The 21,627-nt window shown below is 39.4% G+C and carries 18 protein-coding genes; 13 read left to right on the top strand and 5 right to left on the bottom strand.

Translation table 11 applies throughout. The features are described 5' to 3' along the window. The first annotated feature begins 17 nt into the window (after nt 1-17). On the top strand, nt 18-1,100 hold the full coding sequence (locus tag ACQ4KW_RS11805) for an HD-GYP domain-containing protein (RefSeq protein WP_430882679.1): 1,083 nt from the start codon (nt 18-20) through the stop codon (nt 1,098-1,100). Between the two features lie 93 nt (nt 1,101-1,193). On the opposite strand, the gene ACQ4KW_RS11800 is transcribed toward ACQ4KW_RS11805, so the two are convergent. After that, a complete protein-coding gene (locus ACQ4KW_RS11800; RefSeq protein ID WP_430882678.1) occupies nt 1,194-1,829 on the bottom strand; it encodes a nitroreductase family protein in 636 nt (211 codons plus the stop codon). 400 nt (nt 1,830-2,229) lie between these two features. Here ACQ4KW_RS11800 and ACQ4KW_RS11795 point away from each other — a divergent pair, with 400 nt between their 5' ends. Next, the gene (locus ACQ4KW_RS11795) at nt 2,230-2,964 is read left to right on the top strand and encodes a hypothetical protein (protein WP_430882677.1); all 735 of its coding nucleotides are present in this window, start codon (nt 2,230-2,232) and stop codon (nt 2,962-2,964) included. 1 nt (nt 2,965) lies between these two features. On the opposite strand, the gene ACQ4KW_RS11790 is transcribed toward ACQ4KW_RS11795, so the two are convergent. Both ACQ4KW_RS11790 and ACQ4KW_RS11785 read right to left on the bottom strand, forming a co-directional pair. Continuing rightward, entirely contained in the window at nt 2,966-3,721 is a 756-nt protein-coding gene (locus ACQ4KW_RS11790; protein WP_430882676.1) for a DUF1295 domain-containing protein, read from the bottom strand. A 10-nt stretch (nt 3,722-3,731) separates the two neighbouring features. Continuing rightward, nucleotides 3,732-5,477 carry a DegV family protein gene (locus tag ACQ4KW_RS11785; protein WP_430882675.1) on the bottom strand — a complete coding sequence of 582 codons (1,746 nt, stop codon included), beginning with the start codon at nt 5,475-5,477 and terminating at the stop codon, nt 3,732-3,734. Nucleotides 5,478-5,683: 206 nt separating this feature from the next. Between ACQ4KW_RS11785 and ACQ4KW_RS11780 the strand changes: the two genes are divergently transcribed. From ACQ4KW_RS11780 to ACQ4KW_RS11770, 3 genes are all read left to right on the top strand, one after another. Next, nucleotides 5,684-6,658: a YbgA family protein gene (locus ACQ4KW_RS11780; RefSeq protein WP_430882674.1), complete on the top strand. Its 975-nt coding sequence runs from the start codon at nt 5,684-5,686 to the stop codon at nt 6,656-6,658. 128 nt (nt 6,659-6,786) lie between these two features. Beyond that, on the top strand, nt 6,787-8,466 hold the full coding sequence (locus ACQ4KW_RS11775) for a GGDEF domain-containing protein (RefSeq protein ID WP_430882673.1): 1,680 nt from the start codon (nt 6,787-6,789) through the stop codon (nt 8,464-8,466). Between the two features lie 241 nt (nt 8,467-8,707). Then, nucleotides 8,708-10,111, top strand: coding sequence for a sigma-54 interaction domain-containing protein (locus ACQ4KW_RS11770; RefSeq protein ID WP_430882672.1), 1,404 nt, complete (start codon nt 8,708-8,710; stop codon nt 10,109-10,111). Nucleotides 10,112-10,190: 79 nt separating this feature from the next. Here the strand turns inward: ACQ4KW_RS11770 and ACQ4KW_RS11765 are convergent, their stop codons facing one another. Continuing rightward, complete coding sequence (locus ACQ4KW_RS11765) at nt 10,191-10,688, bottom strand: chemotaxis protein CheW (RefSeq protein ID WP_430882671.1); 498 nt, start codon at nt 10,686-10,688, stop codon at nt 10,191-10,193. An 83-nt stretch (nt 10,689-10,771) separates the two neighbouring features. Then, nucleotides 10,772-11,914, bottom strand: coding sequence for a GGDEF domain-containing protein (locus ACQ4KW_RS11760; RefSeq protein ID WP_430882670.1), 1,143 nt, complete (start codon nt 11,912-11,914; stop codon nt 10,772-10,774). Nucleotides 11,915-12,777: 863 nt separating this feature from the next. Between ACQ4KW_RS11760 and ord the strand changes: the two genes are divergently transcribed. The 8 genes from ord (at nt 12,778) to ACQ4KW_RS11720 (ending at nt 21,620) form a co-directional block, all read left to right on the top strand. Beyond that, on the top strand, nt 12,778-13,830 hold the full coding sequence (gene ord / locus ACQ4KW_RS11755; protein ID WP_430882669.1) for a 2,4-diaminopentanoate dehydrogenase: 1,053 nt from the start codon (nt 12,778-12,780) through the stop codon (nt 13,828-13,830). A gap of 164 nt (nt 13,831-13,994) precedes the next feature. Continuing rightward, the gene (gene ortA, locus ACQ4KW_RS11750) at nt 13,995-14,312 is read left to right on the top strand and encodes a 2-amino-4-oxopentanoate thiolase subunit OrtA (protein WP_430882668.1); all 318 of its coding nucleotides are present in this window, start codon (nt 13,995-13,997) and stop codon (nt 14,310-14,312) included. Further along, complete coding sequence (gene ortB / locus ACQ4KW_RS11745) at nt 14,302-15,720, top strand: 2-amino-4-oxopentanoate thiolase subunit OrtB (protein WP_430882667.1); 1,419 nt, start codon at nt 14,302-14,304, stop codon at nt 15,718-15,720. Before ortA ends, ortB begins: the two co-directional genes overlap by 11 nt. A gap of 120 nt (nt 15,721-15,840) precedes the next feature. Then, complete coding sequence (locus tag ACQ4KW_RS11740; RefSeq protein ID WP_430882666.1) at nt 15,841-16,215, top strand: ornithine aminomutase subunit alpha; 375 nt, start codon at nt 15,841-15,843, stop codon at nt 16,213-16,215. 2 nt (nt 16,216-16,217) lie between these two features. Continuing rightward, nucleotides 16,218-18,431, top strand: a complete 2,214-nt coding sequence (gene oraE, locus ACQ4KW_RS11735) for a D-ornithine 4,5-aminomutase subunit OraE (RefSeq protein WP_430882665.1) — start codon at nt 16,218-16,220, stop codon at nt 18,429-18,431. A gap of 152 nt (nt 18,432-18,583) precedes the next feature. Beyond that, a complete protein-coding gene (locus ACQ4KW_RS11730; RefSeq protein WP_430882664.1) occupies nt 18,584-19,960 on the top strand; it encodes a GlmL-related ornithine degradation protein in 1,377 nt (458 codons plus the stop codon). Nucleotides 19,961-20,063: 103 nt separating this feature from the next. Beyond that, nucleotides 20,064-21,122, top strand: a complete 1,059-nt coding sequence (orr, locus tag ACQ4KW_RS11725; protein WP_430882663.1) for an ornithine racemase Orr — start codon at nt 20,064-20,066, stop codon at nt 21,120-21,122. Nucleotides 21,123-21,140: 18 nt separating this feature from the next. Then, entirely contained in the window at nt 21,141-21,620 is a 480-nt protein-coding gene (locus ACQ4KW_RS11720) for a hypothetical protein (protein ID WP_430882662.1), read from the top strand. Nucleotides 21,621-21,627: the final 7 nt, after the last annotated feature.

Raw genomic sequence — 21,627 nt, 5'->3', positions numbered from 1 at the left:
GAGCAGGAGGTGGTTCTATGAGATTGGTGTCTGTTGACAATATAGAGGAAGATGATATTCTTGGTAAATCCATATATTCGACTGATGCAGCTCTTTTACTATCAGCAGGTGTTAAGCTTTCACCTCTTATGATCAAAAGCCTTAAGAAGAATAGTATTTATTATATTTACATTGAAGATGAACTTTCCCATGGTATTGAACCCGTATCGGTTATTCCAGATGAGCTCAAGATCAAGTCTGTGACTAAAATTGAAAAAATTATGAAGAAAACTTTTGCAAATGGAAATATGTCCAAAGGCAATATGATTGACCAGGCTATCATTGGTGAATACCGAAATATTGTAAAAGAATTATTTGACACCCTAGTAGACATGCCTGATCGGCTCTACAATATGGTTGAACTTATGGGAACAGATATGTATACCTATGCCCATAGTGTCAATGTAACAGTTTTAAGTATTGTGCTGGGACTGGCTCTTAAAATCGACCACGAGAAAATTAAGCATATGTCCATTGGTGCCCTCATGCACGACATCGGTAAAATGTGTATTCCTGAATCAGTCCTCAATAAACCATCAAGACTCACACAGGAAGAGTTTGAAAAGGTAAAGACCCACGTGAAAATGGGCTATGAACTGGTTCAAGATGATATAACTCTATCAGGCATTAGCAAACAGATAATTTATGGACATCATGAAAGACTCGATGGCTCAGGGTATCCCAGAGGGCTTAAAAATGAAAATATCTCTGTCTATACCAGGATCGTTAGTATATGTGATATGTTTGATGCCATGACTTCGGATCGGGTATATCAGAGAAGTATGCCTGTTTATAAGGCTCTTGATGTAATGATGGCTGAAGCCATTATGCGGATCGATGCGGACCTGCTAAAGGCACTTATAGATAACGTGGCAATATATCGACCTGGGGAGACGGTTCTTTTAGAGGATGGTCGAAAGGGTATAATTGTTGATGTAAGAAAAGGTTATACGACAAGACCGATTATAAGAATTATTGAGGACCCACTGAATCAGCCACCATATGAAATAGACCTTAAATATGATCTTTCCGTTTTCATTAAGGAGACGGTGGCCAGATAATAGAATTGATCAATAAAACCCCCTAAGTTCTAGTCTTAAGAACTTAGGGGGTTCTTTGCTTCATAGTGATGTGTTTTCAGAAATATTGCTAGCTTACTCAATCACTGTCATAACGTCTTCGACGGGATTTCTTGGTGGGCTTTTCAGATCAAGCGATTCAGGCACACCCAGTGGTGTCATACAAGCTAAGCTGTAGCCTTCTTTTTTAAAACCAACAATATCTTCAATTTGCTTTGCTGCATAGTTGCAGCCAGTCATCCAGCATCCTCCATAGCCCATATGTGCGGCAGCAAGTTGAAGGTTTTGCATTGCAGCGCCAATGTTTTGAATGCCAGGTGCCGGCTTTAAGAAGGCATGAATTTCATCCATATCTGCTCCAGAGGCTTTAATGAGATTAAGACCTGTTGCAGGATATGGACCAGAAAACACCAGAATAACCACAGGTGCATTTCTAAACACTGTATGATATTTGATCATTTTTGAGAATTTTCTATCAGCATCACTTTCAGCATACTCTGATAGTTTAATATTTCTGTCTTCAACAGCCTTAGCCATTTTCTCGATCATATCTCTACTTTTCACAACGACAAAGTGCCAATTTTGAATATTTTTGCCTGATGGCGCAAGGGTAGCGGCCTTTATAATCTTTTCAATGTCCTCTTGGGGAACCTCTTCATCTTTAAACTTACGAACGCTGTGACGCTTTGCGAAAAATTCTAGCGTTTTCATAATGAACCCTCCTATTATGGCCTGTTTATATGTATAGTCTTTCATAAACCAGTGTATGACACAATAATAGGATTGGCAATAGTTGAAAAGGTATTATTGTCATATGCCTATATCTTTTGACCATAACTGTGTAAAATTCATCTTGTCATAGTTTTGGCTTGTAGAGATAGACATGTCAATTTAATACATTTTTAATTACTAGTATATGGTATTAATGTATTATAATTAGACATTGGAATAGGGATGAATCCAGTCGCATTTTATTTAACATAATATAATTATGTATTCTATCATCTGACAGACTAGACTTTAATGACTCCATAAGTGGTTCATTTACTATTTTGTTGTACGATCCATTATGCGATTCAAGTGGATGCTTTTGAAGTAAGACTAGAAAGAAATGATTAGAAGGGACCAGATTAATATGCAGATAAAATTCAATCATTTAGAGTGCTCGTTTTGTGGTTTTTTAAGCAGACAAAGTCAATTTTTCTGTAGTAAATGCGGCAATGACCTTAAATATGCTAAAACCATACCTGTCCCTTTAGGACAGATTTCAAAGTATCAAGAAATATATAGAAAGCCCTCTCAATCACTTTTGCTTGATGATTCAGATGGTTTTAATGCAGAACGCATTTACAGGCAGCTCGTTCAACTGAGTTCAAGTGACAGTGTTCGGTCCGACTTATGGCAATGTGGCAGAGAAATGAGTATAGAAACCAAGAACTTTACACTGACCAATATTCTATATTTTATCTTATCCTTCGGGCTTGTTTTTTATTCAGGAGCGAGTGGGCACAGGGGCGTATTTTACATATACACCTTTCTATTAATTGTGTATGGGCTATACAGACGTCTTAGTGCAGATAAGGATGGAGACACAATCCTTATCAGTGAGGATAAATTAGAAGTCTACATAATGAACAGCCGCAATAATATAAAGTTGCAATCTATTGCCTGGAAAGACATAGATAGATTTTTTATAAGTGGTGACACAGAGACTATGAGACTGTGTCTTGAAGCACAAGACGGGTCAAAGTCATTTAAATTTCCAGTTTTTCATAAATCAAAAAGAACCATGATGCTAAACGCAGTGGGCATCATGGCTCATAAGAATGAAATTATGGTTGAATGAATTATTTTTTGGGGGGCATTGGTATAAAGACTGATGTCCTCTTTGCATACGCCTGAAAATTGGGATTGTCGGCATATCTCTTTTCTAGGAGAGGCACACCGGAAATATAGCGAACAAGTATGGTGATTGTTAGTGGTCCAAGTATAACTGTGGCAGGTGCACCATAGCTAAGAGCCACTAAAAAGATTCCCCACCATAGGGTGGCTTCCCCAAAATAGTTTGGGTGCCGGGTGAATTTCCAAAGACCTGACTGCATGACCTGGTCTCTAGAGCTTCTATTTGCAACAAAGTCTTTGAGCTGTTGATCTCCAATGGTTTCAAATAATAGGCCAAAAAGGAATATGAATGTTCCTAAAAACAAGAAATTGGGTCTATAAAGTGGACTGGATGCACCTGTAATAGGTAGAGCAACCAAGTATTGAAAGCCTGCTTGTAGGAGAAACACCCGAACATAGGCATTTAATTTAATGTTCTTGCCCCAATTTTTCCGCATTTCTTGATAGCGATAATCTTCTGGCTTGCCAATGTTACGTTTTGCGATATGAAAAAACAACCTCAGACTCCAAAGTGTCACAAGCACAGGGATGGTTATAGCATACCCTGATGCGCTGAAAAAATATTGACCCCAGGCTATAAGTGCAAAACCTGGTCCCCAGGCTATGTCGACAATAGAGTAGTTGTCAATTTTTTGAGCCCATAGAAAGATCGCCGAAAAATATACAAAAACGATGATAAGACTGATCAAGTAACCATTCAATAGATTCACCTCACTTTACCTTGTATCCAATACCGACCGAGCCTTGTCCCACAAAAGCAGCTACAACGGAAGAAACTTCATTGATAAAAACAGGCGATTTTCCAGTGATGTCTTCCATAGCTTTAGCATAGGCTTTTGCATCCTGTAGATTGTCACTGTGAACAATAACGTAGTTTTCAATTTCATGAGACTTTTCAATACGTTGCAGTATTTGCTTCATGCTTCTTTCCCGGCAAACAATGCCCTTGCCGTCCTTGTTGATAGATATGATGACTTTTAGGTTGAACATGTTGGCAATACTGCCTAGTATTTTGGGAACACGACCACTCTTTGTGGCATAATAAAGGTCTGGAATTTCAACGTGAATGTGGTATTTATCCAGAGTCTTATCTAGGGTGGATAGAATTTCTGTTGGTGAAAGACCAGATTCAATCATTCTAATAGTGTCATGTAAAATCAGTCCCTGACACGCGGAGTTGGTTTTAGAATCAAAAATATGGAGCCTGCTGGAATTAATCTTGTCTGCGGATAGCTTTACCTTGTCATACAGCCCGCTCATTTTGCTGGATACAAATATGCCTATTACAAAATCGAAATGCTCCAGCATAAATTTCAATGATTTCTCAATGAAGTATTCACCAGGTTGTCCGGATGAAGGGTGGACGCTTGCTTTTTGAATCATTTCATGGAGATTTTCTCCATCGACCGTATAGCGGTCAACATAGGTGTTTCCATCGACAATGAGCTGAAGGGGAATTCGCAGCACTTGATAATTTTCTATCCATTCATCAGGTAGGTCTGCTATGGTATCTGTTATGACGCCGATACGGAGTTTAGATTTCTCTGTGATATTATTTTGAATGACCATATCATCAATTTTCGCTTTTATAAGGGTTCCACGACTGGACAAATATTCGGATATTTCTTTTGGCATGTCAGCATGACAATGGATTTTTGTAAAATCGTTGTTCTTTTGAATGACAAGAGAATCAAGTTTGTCATCGAAGTTCTTTTTAAAGTGCTTCTCAAAGGTCTCATTAAGGTTTTCCACTAGAAATTCACTGCAATATCTATAGGTTAATTGCCCAGTATTTTTGTGGATTTTAGGGAGGGCAGATATTGTTTTGTGAATCAGGTGGGTGGCTGTTGTATCGAGAAACTCTAGTATGCCTTCAAGAAAGTATATGAATCCGAGGGCACCTGCATCGACCACATCAGCCTCTTTTAGAATGGAAAGTTGATTTTTGGTATTCATTAAAGACTCTTGCGCATGACCAAATGCATCTTTTAATATGTCCTTTATGTCCTTGCTATCTGTGGAGTTATTCAGTAAGTAGTTTGACCAGTCCTGCATAACCGTCAGCATAGTTCCCTCTTCTGGGGATGAAACAGACCGGTAGGCGTATTCTGTAGCGACGCCTGTGGCTATGGCAAATTCCTTTGGTGTAAGGGCTTTTTTATGACGCGTTTCTTCAGCAAGCCCATTTAAATAAGAAGCAAAAATTGTACCTGAGTTGCCAAAACTGTCCTCAGAAGCCACTTGTGAGATGGACCCCAGGGTCTGTCCCAAATGCTCATGTCTATAAGACTTTGCAATGATGCATTTCATTGTGTAGGATAGATTGCTTCCTGTATCACTATCTGCAACGGGGAACACATTTATATCATTTAAAATGTGTTCGTTAGAAATAATTCTCTTTGCACCGTTTATTATGAAATCGTAAATATCGTATCCTGTAATTTTGTTATCACTCATATAAGCACTCCTTATTATTATGTCTTGCGTGAATATATACCCAAAATAAGGGCATATATTATATAATGTTTGTAATATCGAAGTTTTTTACATATCTATATGAGTAACACTGCAATATAATCAGGCCTAAGGGTCTTTTGTTTTGCAGGATCAGTATTTAAAGCCTTGAGATTTTCAGTCTTTTTTTACATACGAGAGGAGAGCACATGACTAAATTTGAAAAGCCAACGGTGGTTATAAGTAAATGTATTGAACATGACCACTGTCGATATGATGGTTCTATGATTACCAGTGAAGTGGTAAAGATGTTAAAACCATATGTGAATTTTGAAACAGTATGTCCAGAAATGGCTATTGGTCTTCCATCACCAAGAGAGGCCCTACGGATTGTTCGATTGGAAGACAATAAGGATAGACTTGTGTTTTCACAAAGTGGTGCAGAGAAAACAGAGGATATGGTTGCGTTTTCAGATACCTTTTTACAAGGCCTAAACAGGCCGGAAATTGATGGGTTTATTTTAAAGCATAGGTCTCCTTCTTGCGGGATGAATGATGTAAAGATCTACAAGGGTCCAGGAAAATCAAATATTATTCCTGGCAAAACAAATGGAATATTTGGATCGAAGGTCCTAGAATACTACCCCAATGTGCCAGTGGAAAATGAAGGCAGAATGCGCAACTATAACTTGAGAGAAGCCTTTCTTATTGGTATATTTGCCATTCGAGGCTTTAAAACGGTCAAGTACAGTGGTTCGATGAAGGACTTGGTTAAGTACCATGCCAACAATAAGTATTTGTTTATGGCACTCAGTCCTGGTCACTTAAAAACCCTAGGTAAAATTGTTGCAAATCATGAGAAATTGGATTTTGAAGCCCTGACAGAAACATACGAAGAGACACTTATTAAGCTCCTTCTTCAACCTATGGATAGGGGGAGGAATATTAATGCGATCTTCCACGTGTTTGGCTACTTTAAAGAGGTCTTATCCAGTGAAGAAAAGGCGTATTTTCTTGAGTGTTTAGAAATGTATAACAAGAAAAAAGTCCCTTTTAGTATGTTGCTGGGGCTCTTAAGAAGCTGGAGTATACGGTTTAATATTGAATATTTAAAAGATCAGACGATATTTGAGCCATTCCCAAAAGAGTTGTTTGATGTGACTGATAGTGGTAAAGGGCTTTAAGAAGATTATAATCACCAACAAAAAACGATGCATAAGGTTTATATGCAGTAGGACTCAAGTTTTATTCTATATTCAAAGTTTTTATTGGAGAAATGTTAAAAAAATAATATAATAACATTGGTGATTATATGAATAAGATGGAATTGAAAATAAGAGAAATACTAGATGAAGCTGTTCGTGTGAATCATGAGCAACCGCAGGTCGCAAAGGACCTTTGTTTTCGTGCCATGAAAATCGCCAAAGAAGAAGATAATTATCAAATGCAGGGCGAAGTTTACCTACAGTTGATCAAAGCCTACCGCTTAATGTCTTCTTATGAGGACGCACTAGACTGCGCAGATTCTGCTAGAAAAATATTCACAGCACTCCGAGATGATGAGGGCCTTATGCGCCTTAATAATCTTATCGGCGTGCTTTATTTTTACAATGGTATTTATGAGTTGGCCCTAAGACACCTAGATGTGTCTTACCTGTCTGCTGAGCGCCTTAACAATAAACGGCTTATGATGGCAACCTTGAATAACATCGGTGAAGTGAAAAAGAAAGCCGGCGATCTAAATGAAGCCATGGAAATCTATAATAAAAGCTTGGAAATGGCAAAAGACAATAAATTGAGTGTTTATTATGGTGTCATCATTCAAAACATTGGTGATGTACATATGCTAAGAGGTGAACTTGAAAAAGCGGAAAAATGCTTTCATGAGGCCTACTCGAGTTTTGTGGAGGAGAGTGAGACAGCAAATTTGAGCGAGCTCTTCTTAAATCTTGGCAGACTATACTTAAAACAAAATGATCCTGAAAGGGCACGATCCTATTTTGAAACAGCCATTGTGCGTTTGGAAAAAGTACAGAACAAGTTTTATATTTTGGATGCTCTTATTGAGATGCACAAACTAGACAAAATTGAAAATCCTGAATTAGCTTTATCTCATCTTATTAAAGCGAGAAAATTGGCTTCACAGGGTCGAATCGAGTTAAAACTTAGTGAAATAGAACTCCACTTGAACAAGTATTATGAAGAGGAAAGTGACTACGAACGCGCCCTTTATCATTTCAAAAGATATCATAATATTGTTCAAAAACTTGAAGCGAATAATTTGATACTGAAACTTAAAATACTCAAGCTCGAAAAAATGTCGGGGGCAAGTTACGAATCGAATCAAACTGTTTATAACATTGTTAACGATGAAATTGAATTAGAAAAAGAGAAGCTGAAAACACTTGAAAAAATAAACTCCGACTTAACCTATCAGGCCTTTTATGACAATCTCACTAAGTTGGCGAATCGACATAAAATTGATAAAGAGCTCAACAAAATTTCTAGAAGAACCAATGGGGCTGACAAGGGTCAGAGTCTTGGAATATTCATGCTGGACATTGATCATTTTAAGTTGGTAAACGATCATATGGGACATTTATTCGGAGATAAATGCCTCGAAAGCATTGGGGAAACACTAGAAAAATTGGCAGACAAGTATAATGCTTTTGTTGGTCGCTATGGCGGAGAAGAATTTATATTTATCAAAGAAAAATTGGATTTATTCACGGCCAACAGTATTGCACATGAGTTAAATCAAGCTGTACGTAAGCTGAATATCTTCTATAAAATTGGAAAAGAAGACAAGCGCCTCACAATTAGTGTTGGTGGATTATACTGCGAGAGCATCAGGACCTTTGACAAATTGTCAGTACTGGAACTTGCAGACAAAGCCCTTTACATTGCCAAGGCTGAAGGTCGTGACAAGGCAGTTTTACATGTTCATGAGTGTGAGAATGAAATATCACTAACAAATTATATGAATGCATAGAGAATCATCTGTGGTAAAACAAGAGTAAAGCTCAAGTTCTTATTACAGGTGATTTTTATTTTTGAATATATATTGGAAAATAAGATACAGGCTGTTACTATTAGTAGTGTAGTTGAAAAGTATAGCTGCACTCTTTGACGCCGAAACTTTTAAAGGTTAGATGTTGATATTTGGCTTGGAGCACCTGACCAACGGCCATTGAAAAAGGTGCCTTGTGCAAAAAAAGCGGTGGGGGGATTCTATGAAATATGAACTCATGATAAAGGCCATTGAATCTATTCTTCATGAAATTGAAGAAGGGGTACATATTGTTGATAAGGATGGGGTAACCTTGGTCTACAATGATTCAATGGAAAAAATTGAAGGTCTTGAGAAAAAACAAGTTGTGGGCAAACATCTTCTTGATGTCTTCCCGAATTGGACCAAGGAGAATTCCACCCTGTTAACAGCACTTGAGAACCAGCAGGCCATAGTTAAAGAACATCAAACCTACCTGAATTTAAAGGGTAAAAAAATAAGAACAAACAATACAACATATCCTGTATATAGTGGAGACACTCTTATAGGTGCTGTAGAAATTGCCAAGGATTTGACGGAAGTGTCCAATCTGTCAGAGGAAATCATTTCTCTTAGGCAACAGCTTATTAAACCTAAGAGGAGATCAAGTACAGGCAAGCAGTATTACTCATTTGAAAATATTGTAGGTCGAGAAAAATGTATACTCGAAGCTATTAAGATTGGTCAAAGGGCGTCTGGCACTGTATCTAGTGTTATGATCATTGGGGAGACTGGAACTGGGAAAGAATTGTTCGCACAAAGCATTCACGAAATGAGTGACAGGGTGGACAAGCCTTTCATAGCCCAGAACTGTGCTGCCATACCGGAATCTCTTCTTGAAGCCATACTTTTTGGGGCGACCAAGGGGAGTTTTACAGGTGCCCAGGACAGACCGGGTCTTTTCGAACAAGCCGATGGCGGCACCCTCTTTCTTGATGAGATCAATTCAATGCCGATTCCACTCCAGGCCAAAATTTTGAGGGTTCTTCAAGAAAGCTATGTGAGAAGAATTGGAGGCCAAAAGGATATTCCTGTAGATGTACGCATTATAGCGGCGTCCAATGAGGATCCGAGGACACTTGTAGAAGAGGGGCTTTTCAGAAAAGATTTATACTACCGTATTAATGTGATCCAGCTAAGGATTCCATCATTAAAGGAAAGGGCTGGAGATATTTCTTTGCTGGTAGACCATTTTATTAGAATGTATAATCAAAGGCTTGGTAAAGATGTATGGATGCTGTCACAAGAAATTATGGAAGCTTTCAAGCTTTACTCCTGGCCAGGCAATGTCAGGGAACTGCAGAACTTCATTGAAAGCGCTATGAATATGATTGGCGATGAGCATGTTATTAATAGAGAACACCTGCCAAATCATGTGGAGGAAATCTTAGAACAGCGTAGTGAAAAGGCTGATACCGTTAATTACAATGCAATAGAAAGCCTACCTGATTATTTGGGACAATTGGAATCTGATATAATTGCCTTTAACTACAATAAACATGATGGAAATGTCACTAAAACAGCCCAAAAATTGGGGCTTTCAAGACAAAACCTCCAGCATAAGCTCAAAAAGTATAATCTTATTTGATGCCTTGCTATTTTCATGACCTTATTGACAAGTCAACCCCTTGAGATTCTATCTCAAGGGGTTTTATGTACTGTTTGTATTAAGCATTCTCAATAACTTCTTTAAACTGAGAAATTTGTGCATCGTTAAACATCCTGTCGCATTCAAGGAGCATATACATTTCTTTGTCGCGCTTTCCGACACCCGACACAAAGTTCTCCTCCTTATTGAGGTGGACTTGTGGAAGTTCTGAAATGTCCGACATGGATAGGGAAAGGACCTCAAGGACCTCATCAACAATGAGACCAGCAGATACACCGCCCATATCAACAATAATAATACAGGTATGATCATTATAGGAACCACTTCCTTGACCAAAACGATTACGTACATCTATGGTCGGAATAACATTGCCCCTTAAATTTATAATACCTCTAATAAAATCAGGCTGTTCTGGAACTTTCGTGATTTTTTGATAACTTATAATTTCAATAACTTCATGGATGGACAGGCCAAAACGCTCATCTTCAGAGCGAAATGTTAAAAATAAATTTGTCATAGAGCCATCGTGTGACAAATGCAGTTGTTCAAATGCCATTCGTAAGACCTCCTCCCTCTACATTATTCATATTCTAAATTAGAGCATTTAATCAAAATTCTTTCAAATTTATGTTATTCCAATTAATATTTAGTTTGAGTATTTAAACCTTGCTTCTTTTGACTCTTGTTAAAATACATTTTTTTATCGACTATACTAAAAATGTCTTGAAGACCCAGGTGCTTATTCTGGTTGACTTCTAAAATCCCATAGCTCATAGACAAAACATAATCAAGTTTAGAATTTGAATTATAGTCACATATTTCTTTGTTGATTGTCGCGATCAGTTTATTTGTTCTAGGAGAATCAATAGATGTTAAGAGTATGATGAACTCGTCACCGGCATATCTATAAGCTGTATCAACCTTGGGAATGGAACTGATCAGTATATTAGCGAAGTCTCTTAACACATAGTCTCCTTCCTGGTGACCGTGGTTGTCATTAATAAGCTTAAAATCATCAAGGTCGATCATTATAAGGGTAAAGGCTTGATTTCTTTTTAATTTGTGAATGATTCGACTTTCCAAATGTCTGCGCAGAAGTAAGTTTGTTAAAGGGTCTTTTGACATTTCCTCCCGTTCGATTAAAAGAAAGGCACAAAACGCCACATAAGTCATTATAGGCCAAATGTAGACAGAACCGATATGTGTGGCCTGAATGAGAACACCTGGTATCGGAAGAAAGTAAAGGAGGACAATGGTCTTAAAAACTCTGTCTCTGATTTCACTTCTATTTCTGAAAGCATATATCAAGTAACTTGTTAAAAATATGAGTTGGATGAGTCCAACAATAATTGTTCCGTTTGTGCCAACAAAATTATTGCCCTTGTCAATATAAAAGAGGATTGGGTGGAAGATATTTATGGTTACTAAAACGAATATAAGAAAATTAATGAGAAAGTAGAAAACCCTTTTGTTATAAATTGTACTTGTAGAATTACATGTCCAGTAATCAAAATATATGAACCAAAGCGTTATAGGAAGGGCACTTGAGTACAGCAGCAAATAATTGAGTATGACATTAAGGGTATAAGCTATGGAGCCAGGTCGCCCTTCAAAAATCCAGCTCAACATTTCAAGCAGGGTTAAGAAGCCAGTTGAAATGATAACAGACCGGTAGTAATCATAGGATCCCTTGTATTTGTTCTCCTTGCGAGAGACATGAAGAATTAAAGTAATAGTAATCAAAAATGAGAATAAATACGTGCTGAACATTTGTATGGTCATACTCATACTCCAATCAAGGCGTGCATGTTATGCCTTCGGGTCATAATATTTTAGTTATACCCAGTTATTGAGTTTTATCAATCATAAAAGAAGCTTTGAAAAAGCCATTGTAAATAGGTTCTGATAAATTAACGGGAATAAAAAGTGCATAAAATGAATGAAAATGAAACATAACCTCAAAAAAATAAAAAAGTCTTTTAAAAAAATATTGATGATATATGTCCCATAAAATGAAAGAGAGAGTGGGTATAAGCAAGCTAAACCGTGTGATAAAGCCACTTTAACCATATGATCAAAAACGTTTAACTTGTCAGAAAATTGAGAATCGAAACGTTTTCATGGGTATAGAGTATATTTATACTCAGTGGATGTGCAAAAATATTTTCTGTTTAGGTGCAAATATATTTGCTGTGCCAAGTAAATAATATGCAGAATTACGAATAAATAAAAGCCGGTGAGACTATTGGTTGGATAGAGTGATCCCTCTAAATAGAAAGGTGTGCAAAAATATTGGCGCTAAAAACGCAAAAATATTTTCACTATTTGATGTAAGAGTGAAAAATAGAATAGTTATACAAGCAAAGGCATATACATTGTATTTATATACATACAATGTATATGCCTTTCTGTAGGTTGTACTATAGATGATAAATCGATAGAAGCATTGCAACATAAGGCTAAGAAAAGACTCTACCTTTTGTGAAAGGGTGAAAAACATTTTTATGAATAGAAAGGGTAACATTTTTCAAGTTGGCATCTAACTTGCGTATATTATTAGTGGCTTATAGTGATAATACTTTCGGTGTGGTGCGTATCACATCGATATAAAACATTCAAACAAAATATCTTGGAGGTGCTCTCAAATGATGAGACAAGAAAAAGTTAAAGTTGTAATCTGGGGCTTCGGCGCTATGGGTTCTGGTATGGCTAAAATGATCCTTAATAAAGAAGGCATTGAAATTGTTGGCGTATGTGACAGACACGACACACGTGTTGGCAAGGACATGTACGAAGTGCTTGGCGTTGAAAGAGGCGACCGCACACCAGTTATCATCAATCCTAATATTGAAGAGGTTCTAACAGAAGGCTGTTGTGATGTTGCCTTATGTGCGACTGATTCTTACACAAAGAGTGCATTCCCAAGACTTAAATACTGCCTAGAGCAAAAAGTCAATGTTGTCTCTACAGCAGAAGAAATGGCATACCCTAAAGCTCAGAGTCCAGAACTAGCAGCTGAACTTGATAAGATTGCTAAGGAAAATGGCGTTTCAATCCTAGGAACTGGCATCAACCCAGGTCATATCATGGATATGCTTGTGTGTGTTATGACAGCTTGTATGGTTGACGTAGAGCATATTGAAGCAAAACGTGTTAACTCACTTTCACCATTTGGACCAACCGTAATGGAAGAACAAGGCGTTGGCATCACAGTAGAAGAATTCGACAAGGGTGTTAAAGATGGCACACTTGCTGGTCATGTTGGTTTCCACGAATCAGTGGGCATGATTGCAGATGCCATTGGTTGGGACGTTGAAAAGTTTGAACAACAAATGAAGCCGATTGTGACAAGTGTTGACAGAAAATCTCCTTATGGATTCGCTGCAGCAGGCAATGTGGCAGGCGTTAATATGACTGGTCAAGGCTATGTGGATGGTGAAGTTAAGATTGATATGATTCACCCACAGCAAATTGAACCTGAAATGGAAGGCACTTACACTGGTGACTATGTAACAATCAAAGGCACACCAGAAGTAAACCTTAAAACATCTCCAGAAGTTGAGGGTGGTCTTGGTACAATTGCAATGTGCGTGAACATGATTCCTCAAGTTATCAATGCTGATCCTGGCCTAAAAACAATGATTGACCTACCACTTCCAAGAGCGGTAATGGGTGACTTCAGAAGATTTTGCAAGTAAGCATTTGTCAGAGGAATAAGAAGACAAGTCACTTGAACCAATAAATTGATACGAATGAATTAACACTTGTAAAATGACTGAGAATGACTTGGTCATTTTATAAGTTTCCATATCTTACACAGGGCGTTTTGGCTCTATTTACGATTTAGAAGGAAGGTGTTCACATGGCAGCAGCCAGAAAAGGCGATTGGGTACGTGTGCACGGTATTGTATTAACATCAGAAGAACGCGCACCTCAAATCCCGGACGACACGAAGGCCGTACCGCTTGAAATCTGGACAAAAGGATTTCTGCAAGAGGCCCAAGCTGAACTTGGAGACAAGGTCAAGGTCAAAACTCTAACAGGCCGTATCGCAGAAGGAGAGCTTGTTGAAATGAATCCAACATACTCCCATTCTTTTGGTAACTGTGTGCCGGAGCTCCTGCAAATTGGACTTCAGCTCCGTGAAATTCTCTTCGGAGGTGAATCAAATGAAGGATAATTCTTATTCAGCGGTTATGGCGCGTAGAACAGAAATCATGAAAAAAGCTGTAGGTCTTGATTATGATGCTTTTGAAAATGAGGGCATCGGTTTTGACTACGAAAAAATGATGAAAGAAACGGGCTATACAATAGAAGAAGTACAAGCCATTCAAAAAGAAGGTGGCGTTGGAAACACACCTATATTTGAACTAAAAAATCTGACAAAACTTGCTAGAAAAATGGCGCCTGAAGGAAAGGGCGCAAGAATTTTCGTCAAAGATGAAGCGGCCAATCCGTCAGGATCTTACAAGGCTAGACGAGCTGCATGTTCTGTTTACCATGCTAAGAAGCACGGTTATAAAGGGGTTATTGCAGCCACATCAGGTAATTATGGTGCTGCAGTTGCATCGCAAGCAGCCATTCATGGTCTAAAGTGCATTATTGTTCAAGAATGTTTTGATTCGGAGCATAAGGGACAACCTGAAATCGTTGAAAAAGCACGTAAGTGTGAAGCTTACGGAGCAGAAGTGGTTCAACTTACAGTTGGTCCAGAGCTTTTCTACACATTCTTAACACTGCTTGAAGAGACTGGGTACTTTAATGCCTCTTTATACACACCATTTGGCATAGCTGGTGTTGAAACACTTGGCTATGAACTGGCGATTCAAATGCGTGAGCTTGTTGGTCGTGACCCAGATGTTGTTGTATGTACAAATGCTGGTGGCGGTAACTTGACAGGCACTGCTAGAGGTCTGCAAAAAGCAGGTTCTGATGGCGTACAAGTTGTAGGAGCTTCCGTTGATCTAAGTGGTCTACATATGGCATCTGACAAGCAATTTAACAGAAAGTCATTTACAACTGGTCATACTGGATTTGGCATACCATTCTCTACTTGGCCAGACCGTTCAGATGTACCAAGATCAGCGGCTCGACCACTTCGTTATATGGACAGATATGTCACTGTTAAACAGGGTGAGGTTTTCTATATGACAGAAGTCTTAGCCCAACTTGAAGGTTTGGAAAGAGGTCCAGCAGGCAATACATCACTTGCGGCGGCCTTTGCTATGGCACAGGAAATGGATCAAGACCAGATTATTATTGTACAGGAAACAGAGTATACTGGTGCTGGAAAGCATATTCAGCCACAGCTATCTTTCGCTAGAGATAACGGGATTGAAGTTAAGTACGGAAATCCTCAAGAAGAGGTGCCTGGCCAAACAATTATTATGCCTGAGCACCCAAGAATGATCCAAATCAATGATCTTGACATGGATAAGATAAGAAAATCACTGATTAAAAATGCTGTAAAACAAAGCTCAAATGGTGAAATCACGCAGGCTGATCTTGACTTCTTAATAGAAGACACAAGAACAGACAAGGCTTATGTGATGAAGGCATTAGATGAGCTTGGTGCAACAGTTAAGTAAAATAGACATAAAAAAGTTATGTAAACCAAGTGTGTATGCGGGTGATTACACACGGACCCAAATATATTCTTTATTGGTCAAAGAATATATTTGGGGGAGTATAGAATACGGAGGGATTTGATGAAAGGTTTAATGAAGAGAGATGATGATTACGCAGCACGCCGTAAGCATCTGGAAAACCTAAGCGACGAAGAACTTAAGGCGCGCTTTTGGGAACTTGCAGAAAAAGTTGTAGACCCACTACTGGATTTAGCTAAAACACACACATCGCCATCTGTAGAGCGTTCCGTACTGCTTCGTATGGGTTTTTCAAGTCTTGAAGCCAAGCCTCTTGTGGAACAAGCCATCGATCATGGTCTTATTGGCAAGGGTGTCGGTCATGTTGTCTACCGAATTGCAAAGGAAAAGAACATGGACATTCGTGCATGTGGCCTTGAAATGATGGAAGGCAAGCACTGGGACGATGCAATTGCAATTTTCAAGGGAGGTAAGTAATCATGACAAAGCAACTGAATCCAAAAGAAAAAATGGACATTCGTGAAATACTATCCGATCTGGAAAACTATAGACCGCGCCGTCGTGGATGGACTTGGAGAAAGAAAGTGGACAACCTTCAAATGGGTGGACACACTTACAAGGACTGTGCAGAACCTTTAAAGAACAGCATTGGTATTCCTGCCGCAGTTCAGTATTTTGAAAATCTTGATCCTCAACCACAAGAAGTTATTACAACTGAAATCGCATCTGGTCGTTTTGAAGATGATATTCGTCGTATGCGTATGACTGCATGGCATGGTGCTGACCATATCATGGTTATCCGTACCGCTGGTCAGTCTCACTATGATGGCCTAATAGAGGGTTCACCACAAGGTATTGGTGGTGTTCCGATTACAAGAAAGCAAGTTCGTGCTCATAGAAAAGCACTTGATATGATTGAAGATGAAGTGGGTCGTCCAATCAACTACCATTCATATGTATCTGGCGTAGCTGGTCCTGATATTGCTGTTATGTTCGCTGAAGAAGGCGTTAACGGCGCTCACCAGGATCCACAGTACAACGTTCTTTACAGAAACGTTAATATGGTACGTTCGTTTGTCGATGCTGCAGAATCTAAAAAAATTATGGCATGGGCAGATATGGCTCAAATTGATGGCGCACACAATGCCAATGCAACGGCTCGTGATGCTTGGAAGGTTATGCCTGAGCTGATTGTACAGCATGGTCTGAATTCAATCTTCTCTTATAAAGCGGGTCTGAAGAAAGAAAATATCTGTCTTTCTACAGTACCGCCAACTGCGGCTCCAATCCCATGTATGCGCTACGATTTACCTTACGCTGTTGCCCTTCGTGAATTTTTCACAGAATACAAGATGCGTGCACAACAGAATACAAAATATGTCACGTCTTCTTCAAGAGAAGCAACAGTGACACACGTTATGAACATGATGATTTCTAAACTTACAAGCGCAGACATTCAGTCTACAATCACGCCTGATGAAGGCCGTAATGTGCCTTGGCATATGTACAACATCGAAGCTTGTGACACTGCTAAGCAGTCACTAGTGGGCATGGACGGACTTATGGATATGATTGAACTTAAGTCAGAAGGCTTTTTAAGAGATAAGGTTAGAGAACTTCAAGAAAGAGCGGTTCTTTACCTAGAAGAAATGATCGAAGTTGGCGGCTACTTTGAAGCTGTTGAAAAAGGCTTCTTCGTTGACTCAGGCGAATATCCTGAAAGAAATGGCGATGGTATTGCTCGTCAAATCGAAGGTGGTATTGGTGCTGGTTCTGTCTACAAGCGTGACGAAGACTACATGGCTCCAGTAACAGCTCACTTTGGTGAAAACAATATTGAACAATACGGCGTTTCAAATCCTGCAGATCTTATTGGTGGTTCAACACTAGAAGATCCAGACAAGATCATTTACATTGATGAGCTTGATGAAACAGATAACGTAAACGTACGTCTTGACGAGTCTGAAGAGTTCAGAAATTCAAACCTTGTTAAGCCAGAAGTTGAATGGTTGGCTGATGGCACAGTTGTCGTTGAGCTTTTCCTACCAACAGAGGCACGTGTTGCACAAGCGGCGGCCCTTGAGTTTGCTAAGCATATGAATCTTAAAGATCCAGAAATGATTCACTGCGAAGTGCTTCATGATGCTGAAGGCGCAAGAGTTCAGGTTAAAGGTAAACTGGACTACCAGGTTGATATTTCTAAGCTTGAGATTCCACCAGAGCCAGAAGTAATGACAAATGATGAACTTTGGGAAGAAATGGAAAAGAACCCAATGAAGGTTGTTGCGGCAACCGTTGGCGAAGATGAGCACTCGGTTGGTCTTCGTGAAGTTATTGATATTAAGCACGGTGGTATCGAGAAATGGGGCGTTGAAGTTGAGTACCTAGGCACATCATGTCCTGTTGAAAAACTTGTAGACGCAGCGATTGAGCTAAATGCTGATGCCATTCTAGCATCTACAATCATTTCTCATGATGATATTCACTACAAGAACATGAAGCGTATTCACGACTATGCCACTGAAAAAGGTGTACGTGAAAAGCTGGTTATCTGTGCTGGTGGCACACAGGTTACTCCAGAACTTGCTGTTAAAAATGGCATGGATGCTGGATTTGGCCGTGGCACAAAAGGTGTTCATGTTGCAACTGCAATGGTGAAGCGCAGAAAAGAAATTCAAGAACAGATGAAATAAAAGTCTTAACAAGTATATTTAGGTCAGATGTCAGGGCATTCTGATTGACCTGCTTAAAGATGCACCCTTAGGTATATGCCCAGGGGTGCATTTTGCTTAAGCAAGATCATAAAGGACGCAACATCTGAGGATCAGAAAGAGGGATGAAGATTATGAAGGTTGACGTATTAGTAGCAGAAATAGGAAGTACGACCACAGTTGTCAACGCTTTTAATGATCTCCACACAGACGATCCAAAGTTTATCGGTCAAGGACAGGCACCGACATCGGTGCTTGAAGGTGACGTTCGAATTGGTGTGAATGGGGCAATTGATAGTCTCAAAAAAAGCATGAACATAGACACACTGGAATATGATGAGCTTATGGCGACGTCTTCAGCGGCTGGCGGTCTTAAAATGACAGTACACGGACTGGTTTATGATATGACTGCCAAGGCAGCTAGGGAAGCTGCTCTCGGTGCAGGTGCCAACATTCATTTGGTAACTGCTGGCAAACTGCGCCGGTCGGACAAGAAGAAAATCATGGAGGTTAATCCGAATATAATCCTCATTGCTGGTGGCGTTGATTATGGTGAGCGTGACACAGCTATTCATAACGCTGAAATTGTCGCAGCAATGGATTTGAAAGTGCCTGTGATTTATGCGGGCAATATCGAGAATCATGAGGAAATCAAGGAGATCTTTGATGAAGTCGGCAAGGCAGATCTATTGTTCATAGTTGACAATGTCTATCCTAAAATCGACATACTTAATGTTGAGCCAACAAGAGAAGTCATTCAAGATGTTTTTGAAAAGCATATTATCCATGCACCTGGAATGGAACACATACATGATGTGGTTACAGGGCATATTGTTCCAACGCCAGGGTCTGTCATGGAGGCCTCAAAGCTATTAAAACAAGAACTGGGTGATTTAATCACACTTGACGTTGGTGGAGCAACCACTGATCTACACTCTGTTACAGAGGGGTCTGAAGAGGTTAATAAAATTTTGATCACACCTGAGCCTGTTGCAAAAAGAACGGTGGAAGGGGACCTAGGTGTCTATGTCAATATGAAAAATGTCGTAGACCTTATTGGCGTTGAACGTATTGCCAGGGACATGGAGCTTAGTGAAGATCAGGTTAATGAGTTAATTGACGGACATCAGCCTATACCGCTGACCGACCTACAAAAATTCTTTGTGGAACGATTGACTCAGGAAGCTGTTATCCTTGCATCTCATAGACATGCGGGCGGATTTAGAGACTTATATGGTGGATCTGGTAAAAAGACCATAGCTGAGGGGAAGGATCTTACGGGCATTCAGTACATCGTTGGAACAGGCGGGGCCTTAACCAGATTGCCAAATCGTATTGAAATCATGCGAAAAATTGCCTTATCCAATAAAGGCGATAAACTTCTTCCGAATACAGAATGTGAAATACTTGTTGATAATGATTATATTATGGCATCACTTGGTGTTTTGTCTAAAGAGTATCCGCAGGCGGCCCTTCGTCTTATGAAGAAGAGTTTAGACCTGCCTTTATAAAAAATATCATGGGATATTTTATGTCACAAGATAAACCGGAGGGCTTTGAAGTGCTCCGGTTTATTTGCACCAGTTTGTAGATAAGTGAAAAGGGGGAATAAGTGTGTATCCACGCGTTACAATAGACACGAAAAAGCTTGAGCACAACACAAAAATTATAGCTGATGCTTGCGCAGGCCATGGCATTGAAATTATGGGGGTTACTAAATCCTTTTGTGCAGTGCCAGGTGCTGCAGAGGCCATGATTCGGGGCGGTGTTAAGTTTTTAGCGGATTCCAGGGTTAAAAATTTGATGAAAGTCAAAGACCTTGATGTGAAGAAAGTTCTTTTACGTTTGCCTATGAAAAGCCAGGCTGAAGATGTTGTAAAATATGCTGACATCAGCTTGAATTCTGAAATTGAAACAATCGAAGTTTTAGGTCAAGAGGCTATTAAGCAAGGTAAGACACATAATATTGTGCTTATGACAGACCTTGGTGATTTACGTGAAGGCTTTCTACCTAAAGATGTAGACAGTGCTGTAGAGAAGATATTAAAGATTGAGGGCATCAAATTATATGGATTGGGTGTTAATCTAACTTGCTATGGGGGCGTAGTGCCAGATGATAAAAATCTGGGGCAGCTTTGCGATATTGCTGGGCATATTGAAAAGAAGTTTGATGTAAAACTGGAAATGATCACGGGAGGCAATTCAAGCTCGTTCTATTTGCTTGATAAAGGGACAATGCCAGACAAGGTCAATAATCTTCGGATGGGTGAAATCATCGTACTTGGACGAGAAACAGCTTATGGTGATGCCATTGAGGGCACTTATGATGACGCCTTCAAGCTCCAGGCTGAAATTGTTGAAGTGAAAACAAAGGGATCTGTTCCGATTGGTGAAATTGGTATGGATGCTTTTGGAAACACACCGACTTTTGAAGATAAGGGTATGATTGTTAGAGCCATTGCAGCAGTTGGTCGCCAAGACGTGGACCCAGATAACCTCACACCACTGGATGAAGGAATAGAAATTTTAGGCTCATCTAGTGATCACTTACTAATGAACATTTCAGCTTCTAAAATGGACTATAAGGTAGGAGACATCGTAGAATTTAAGCTTGACTATGGATCACTTCTATCACTTACAACTTCTGAGTACATCGAAAAAGTATGTGAATAGATATTTCGACGAAAGGGTTTGAAACGAGGTGGCCGGGTGGTTGTTGTTTTTATGGGAGCGTGCTGTACTGGCAAGTCCAGTGTGGCAGAGTTGATACGAGCCAAAAACAATATTCAGGTTATCACAGGAAAAGACTATTTACGTCTGTCAAGCGATGAAGAAGAGGCATGGCGTCAATTCTTAAGGAGAATAGAAAACACATTACATGCAGCATCAGGTGAGTCTATGATCTATATTTTAGATGATGCAGACAAGGCAGATGATCTATTAAACATTCACGGTGTTAGATGTGTAAAATTCTCAGCAACGCTAGATGTCATAAAGAGTCGATATGAAGCGAGGATGCAGGGAGACTTACCAGATGTCGTGGTCAAGATGTTAAATGCCCAGCTGAGCGCTTGGAATCGAGTTTCTTGCGATATTGTTGTGGATTCATCAAGGGAAAGAGACATAAGTGAAATGGCTCAGGAAGTTGTTACAAGATTTCGCAGAAAGTAACTTATTT

It is taken from the genome of Tianxiuia mixotrophica, assembly GCF_050596425.1.
Classification (GTDB): Bacteria; Bacillota; Clostridia; order Peptostreptococcales; family Acidaminobacteraceae.
Note: the sequence above shows the minus strand (reverse complement) of the source record. Positions and strands in the feature narration are given on the sequence as shown.

Excerpts from the sequence above, each read along its gene's own strand:
- ortB (WP_430882667.1), top strand. The coding sequence starts at position 14,302 with ATGAAGGATAATTCTTATTCAGCGGTTATGGCGCGTAGAACAGAAATC.
- ACQ4KW_RS11760 (WP_430882670.1), bottom strand. The coding sequence starts at position 11,914 with ATGACCATACAAATGTTCAGCACGTATTTATTCTCATTTTTGATTACT.
- oraE (WP_430882665.1), top strand. The coding sequence starts at position 16,218 with ATGACAAAGCAACTGAATCCAAAAGAAAAAATGGACATTCGTGAAATA.
- ACQ4KW_RS11785 (WP_430882675.1), bottom strand. The coding sequence starts at position 5,477 with ATGAGTGATAACAAAATTACAGGATACGATATTTACGATTTCATAATA.
- ACQ4KW_RS11730 (WP_430882664.1), top strand. The coding sequence starts at position 18,584 with ATGAAGGTTGACGTATTAGTAGCAGAAATAGGAAGTACGACCACAGTT.
- ACQ4KW_RS11740 (WP_430882666.1), top strand. The coding sequence starts at position 15,841 with ATGAAAGGTTTAATGAAGAGAGATGATGATTACGCAGCACGCCGTAAG.
- ord (WP_430882669.1), top strand. The coding sequence starts at position 12,778 with ATGATGAGACAAGAAAAAGTTAAAGTTGTAATCTGGGGCTTCGGCGCT.
- ACQ4KW_RS11775 (WP_430882673.1), top strand. The coding sequence starts at position 6,787 with ATGAATAAGATGGAATTGAAAATAAGAGAAATACTAGATGAAGCTGTT.
- ACQ4KW_RS11765 (WP_430882671.1), bottom strand. The coding sequence starts at position 10,688 with ATGGCATTTGAACAACTGCATTTGTCACACGATGGCTCTATGACAAAT.
- ACQ4KW_RS11795 (WP_430882677.1), top strand. The coding sequence starts at position 2,230 with ATGATTAGAAGGGACCAGATTAATATGCAGATAAAATTCAATCATTTA.
- ortA (WP_430882668.1), top strand. The coding sequence starts at position 13,995 with ATGGCAGCAGCCAGAAAAGGCGATTGGGTACGTGTGCACGGTATTGTA.
- ACQ4KW_RS11780 (WP_430882674.1), top strand. The coding sequence starts at position 5,684 with ATGACTAAATTTGAAAAGCCAACGGTGGTTATAAGTAAATGTATTGAA.
- ACQ4KW_RS11800 (WP_430882678.1), bottom strand. The coding sequence starts at position 1,829 with ATGAAAACGCTAGAATTTTTCGCAAAGCGTCACAGCGTTCGTAAGTTT.
- ACQ4KW_RS11770 (WP_430882672.1), top strand. The coding sequence starts at position 8,708 with ATGAAATATGAACTCATGATAAAGGCCATTGAATCTATTCTTCATGAA.
- ACQ4KW_RS11805 (WP_430882679.1), top strand. The coding sequence starts at position 18 with ATGAGATTGGTGTCTGTTGACAATATAGAGGAAGATGATATTCTTGGT.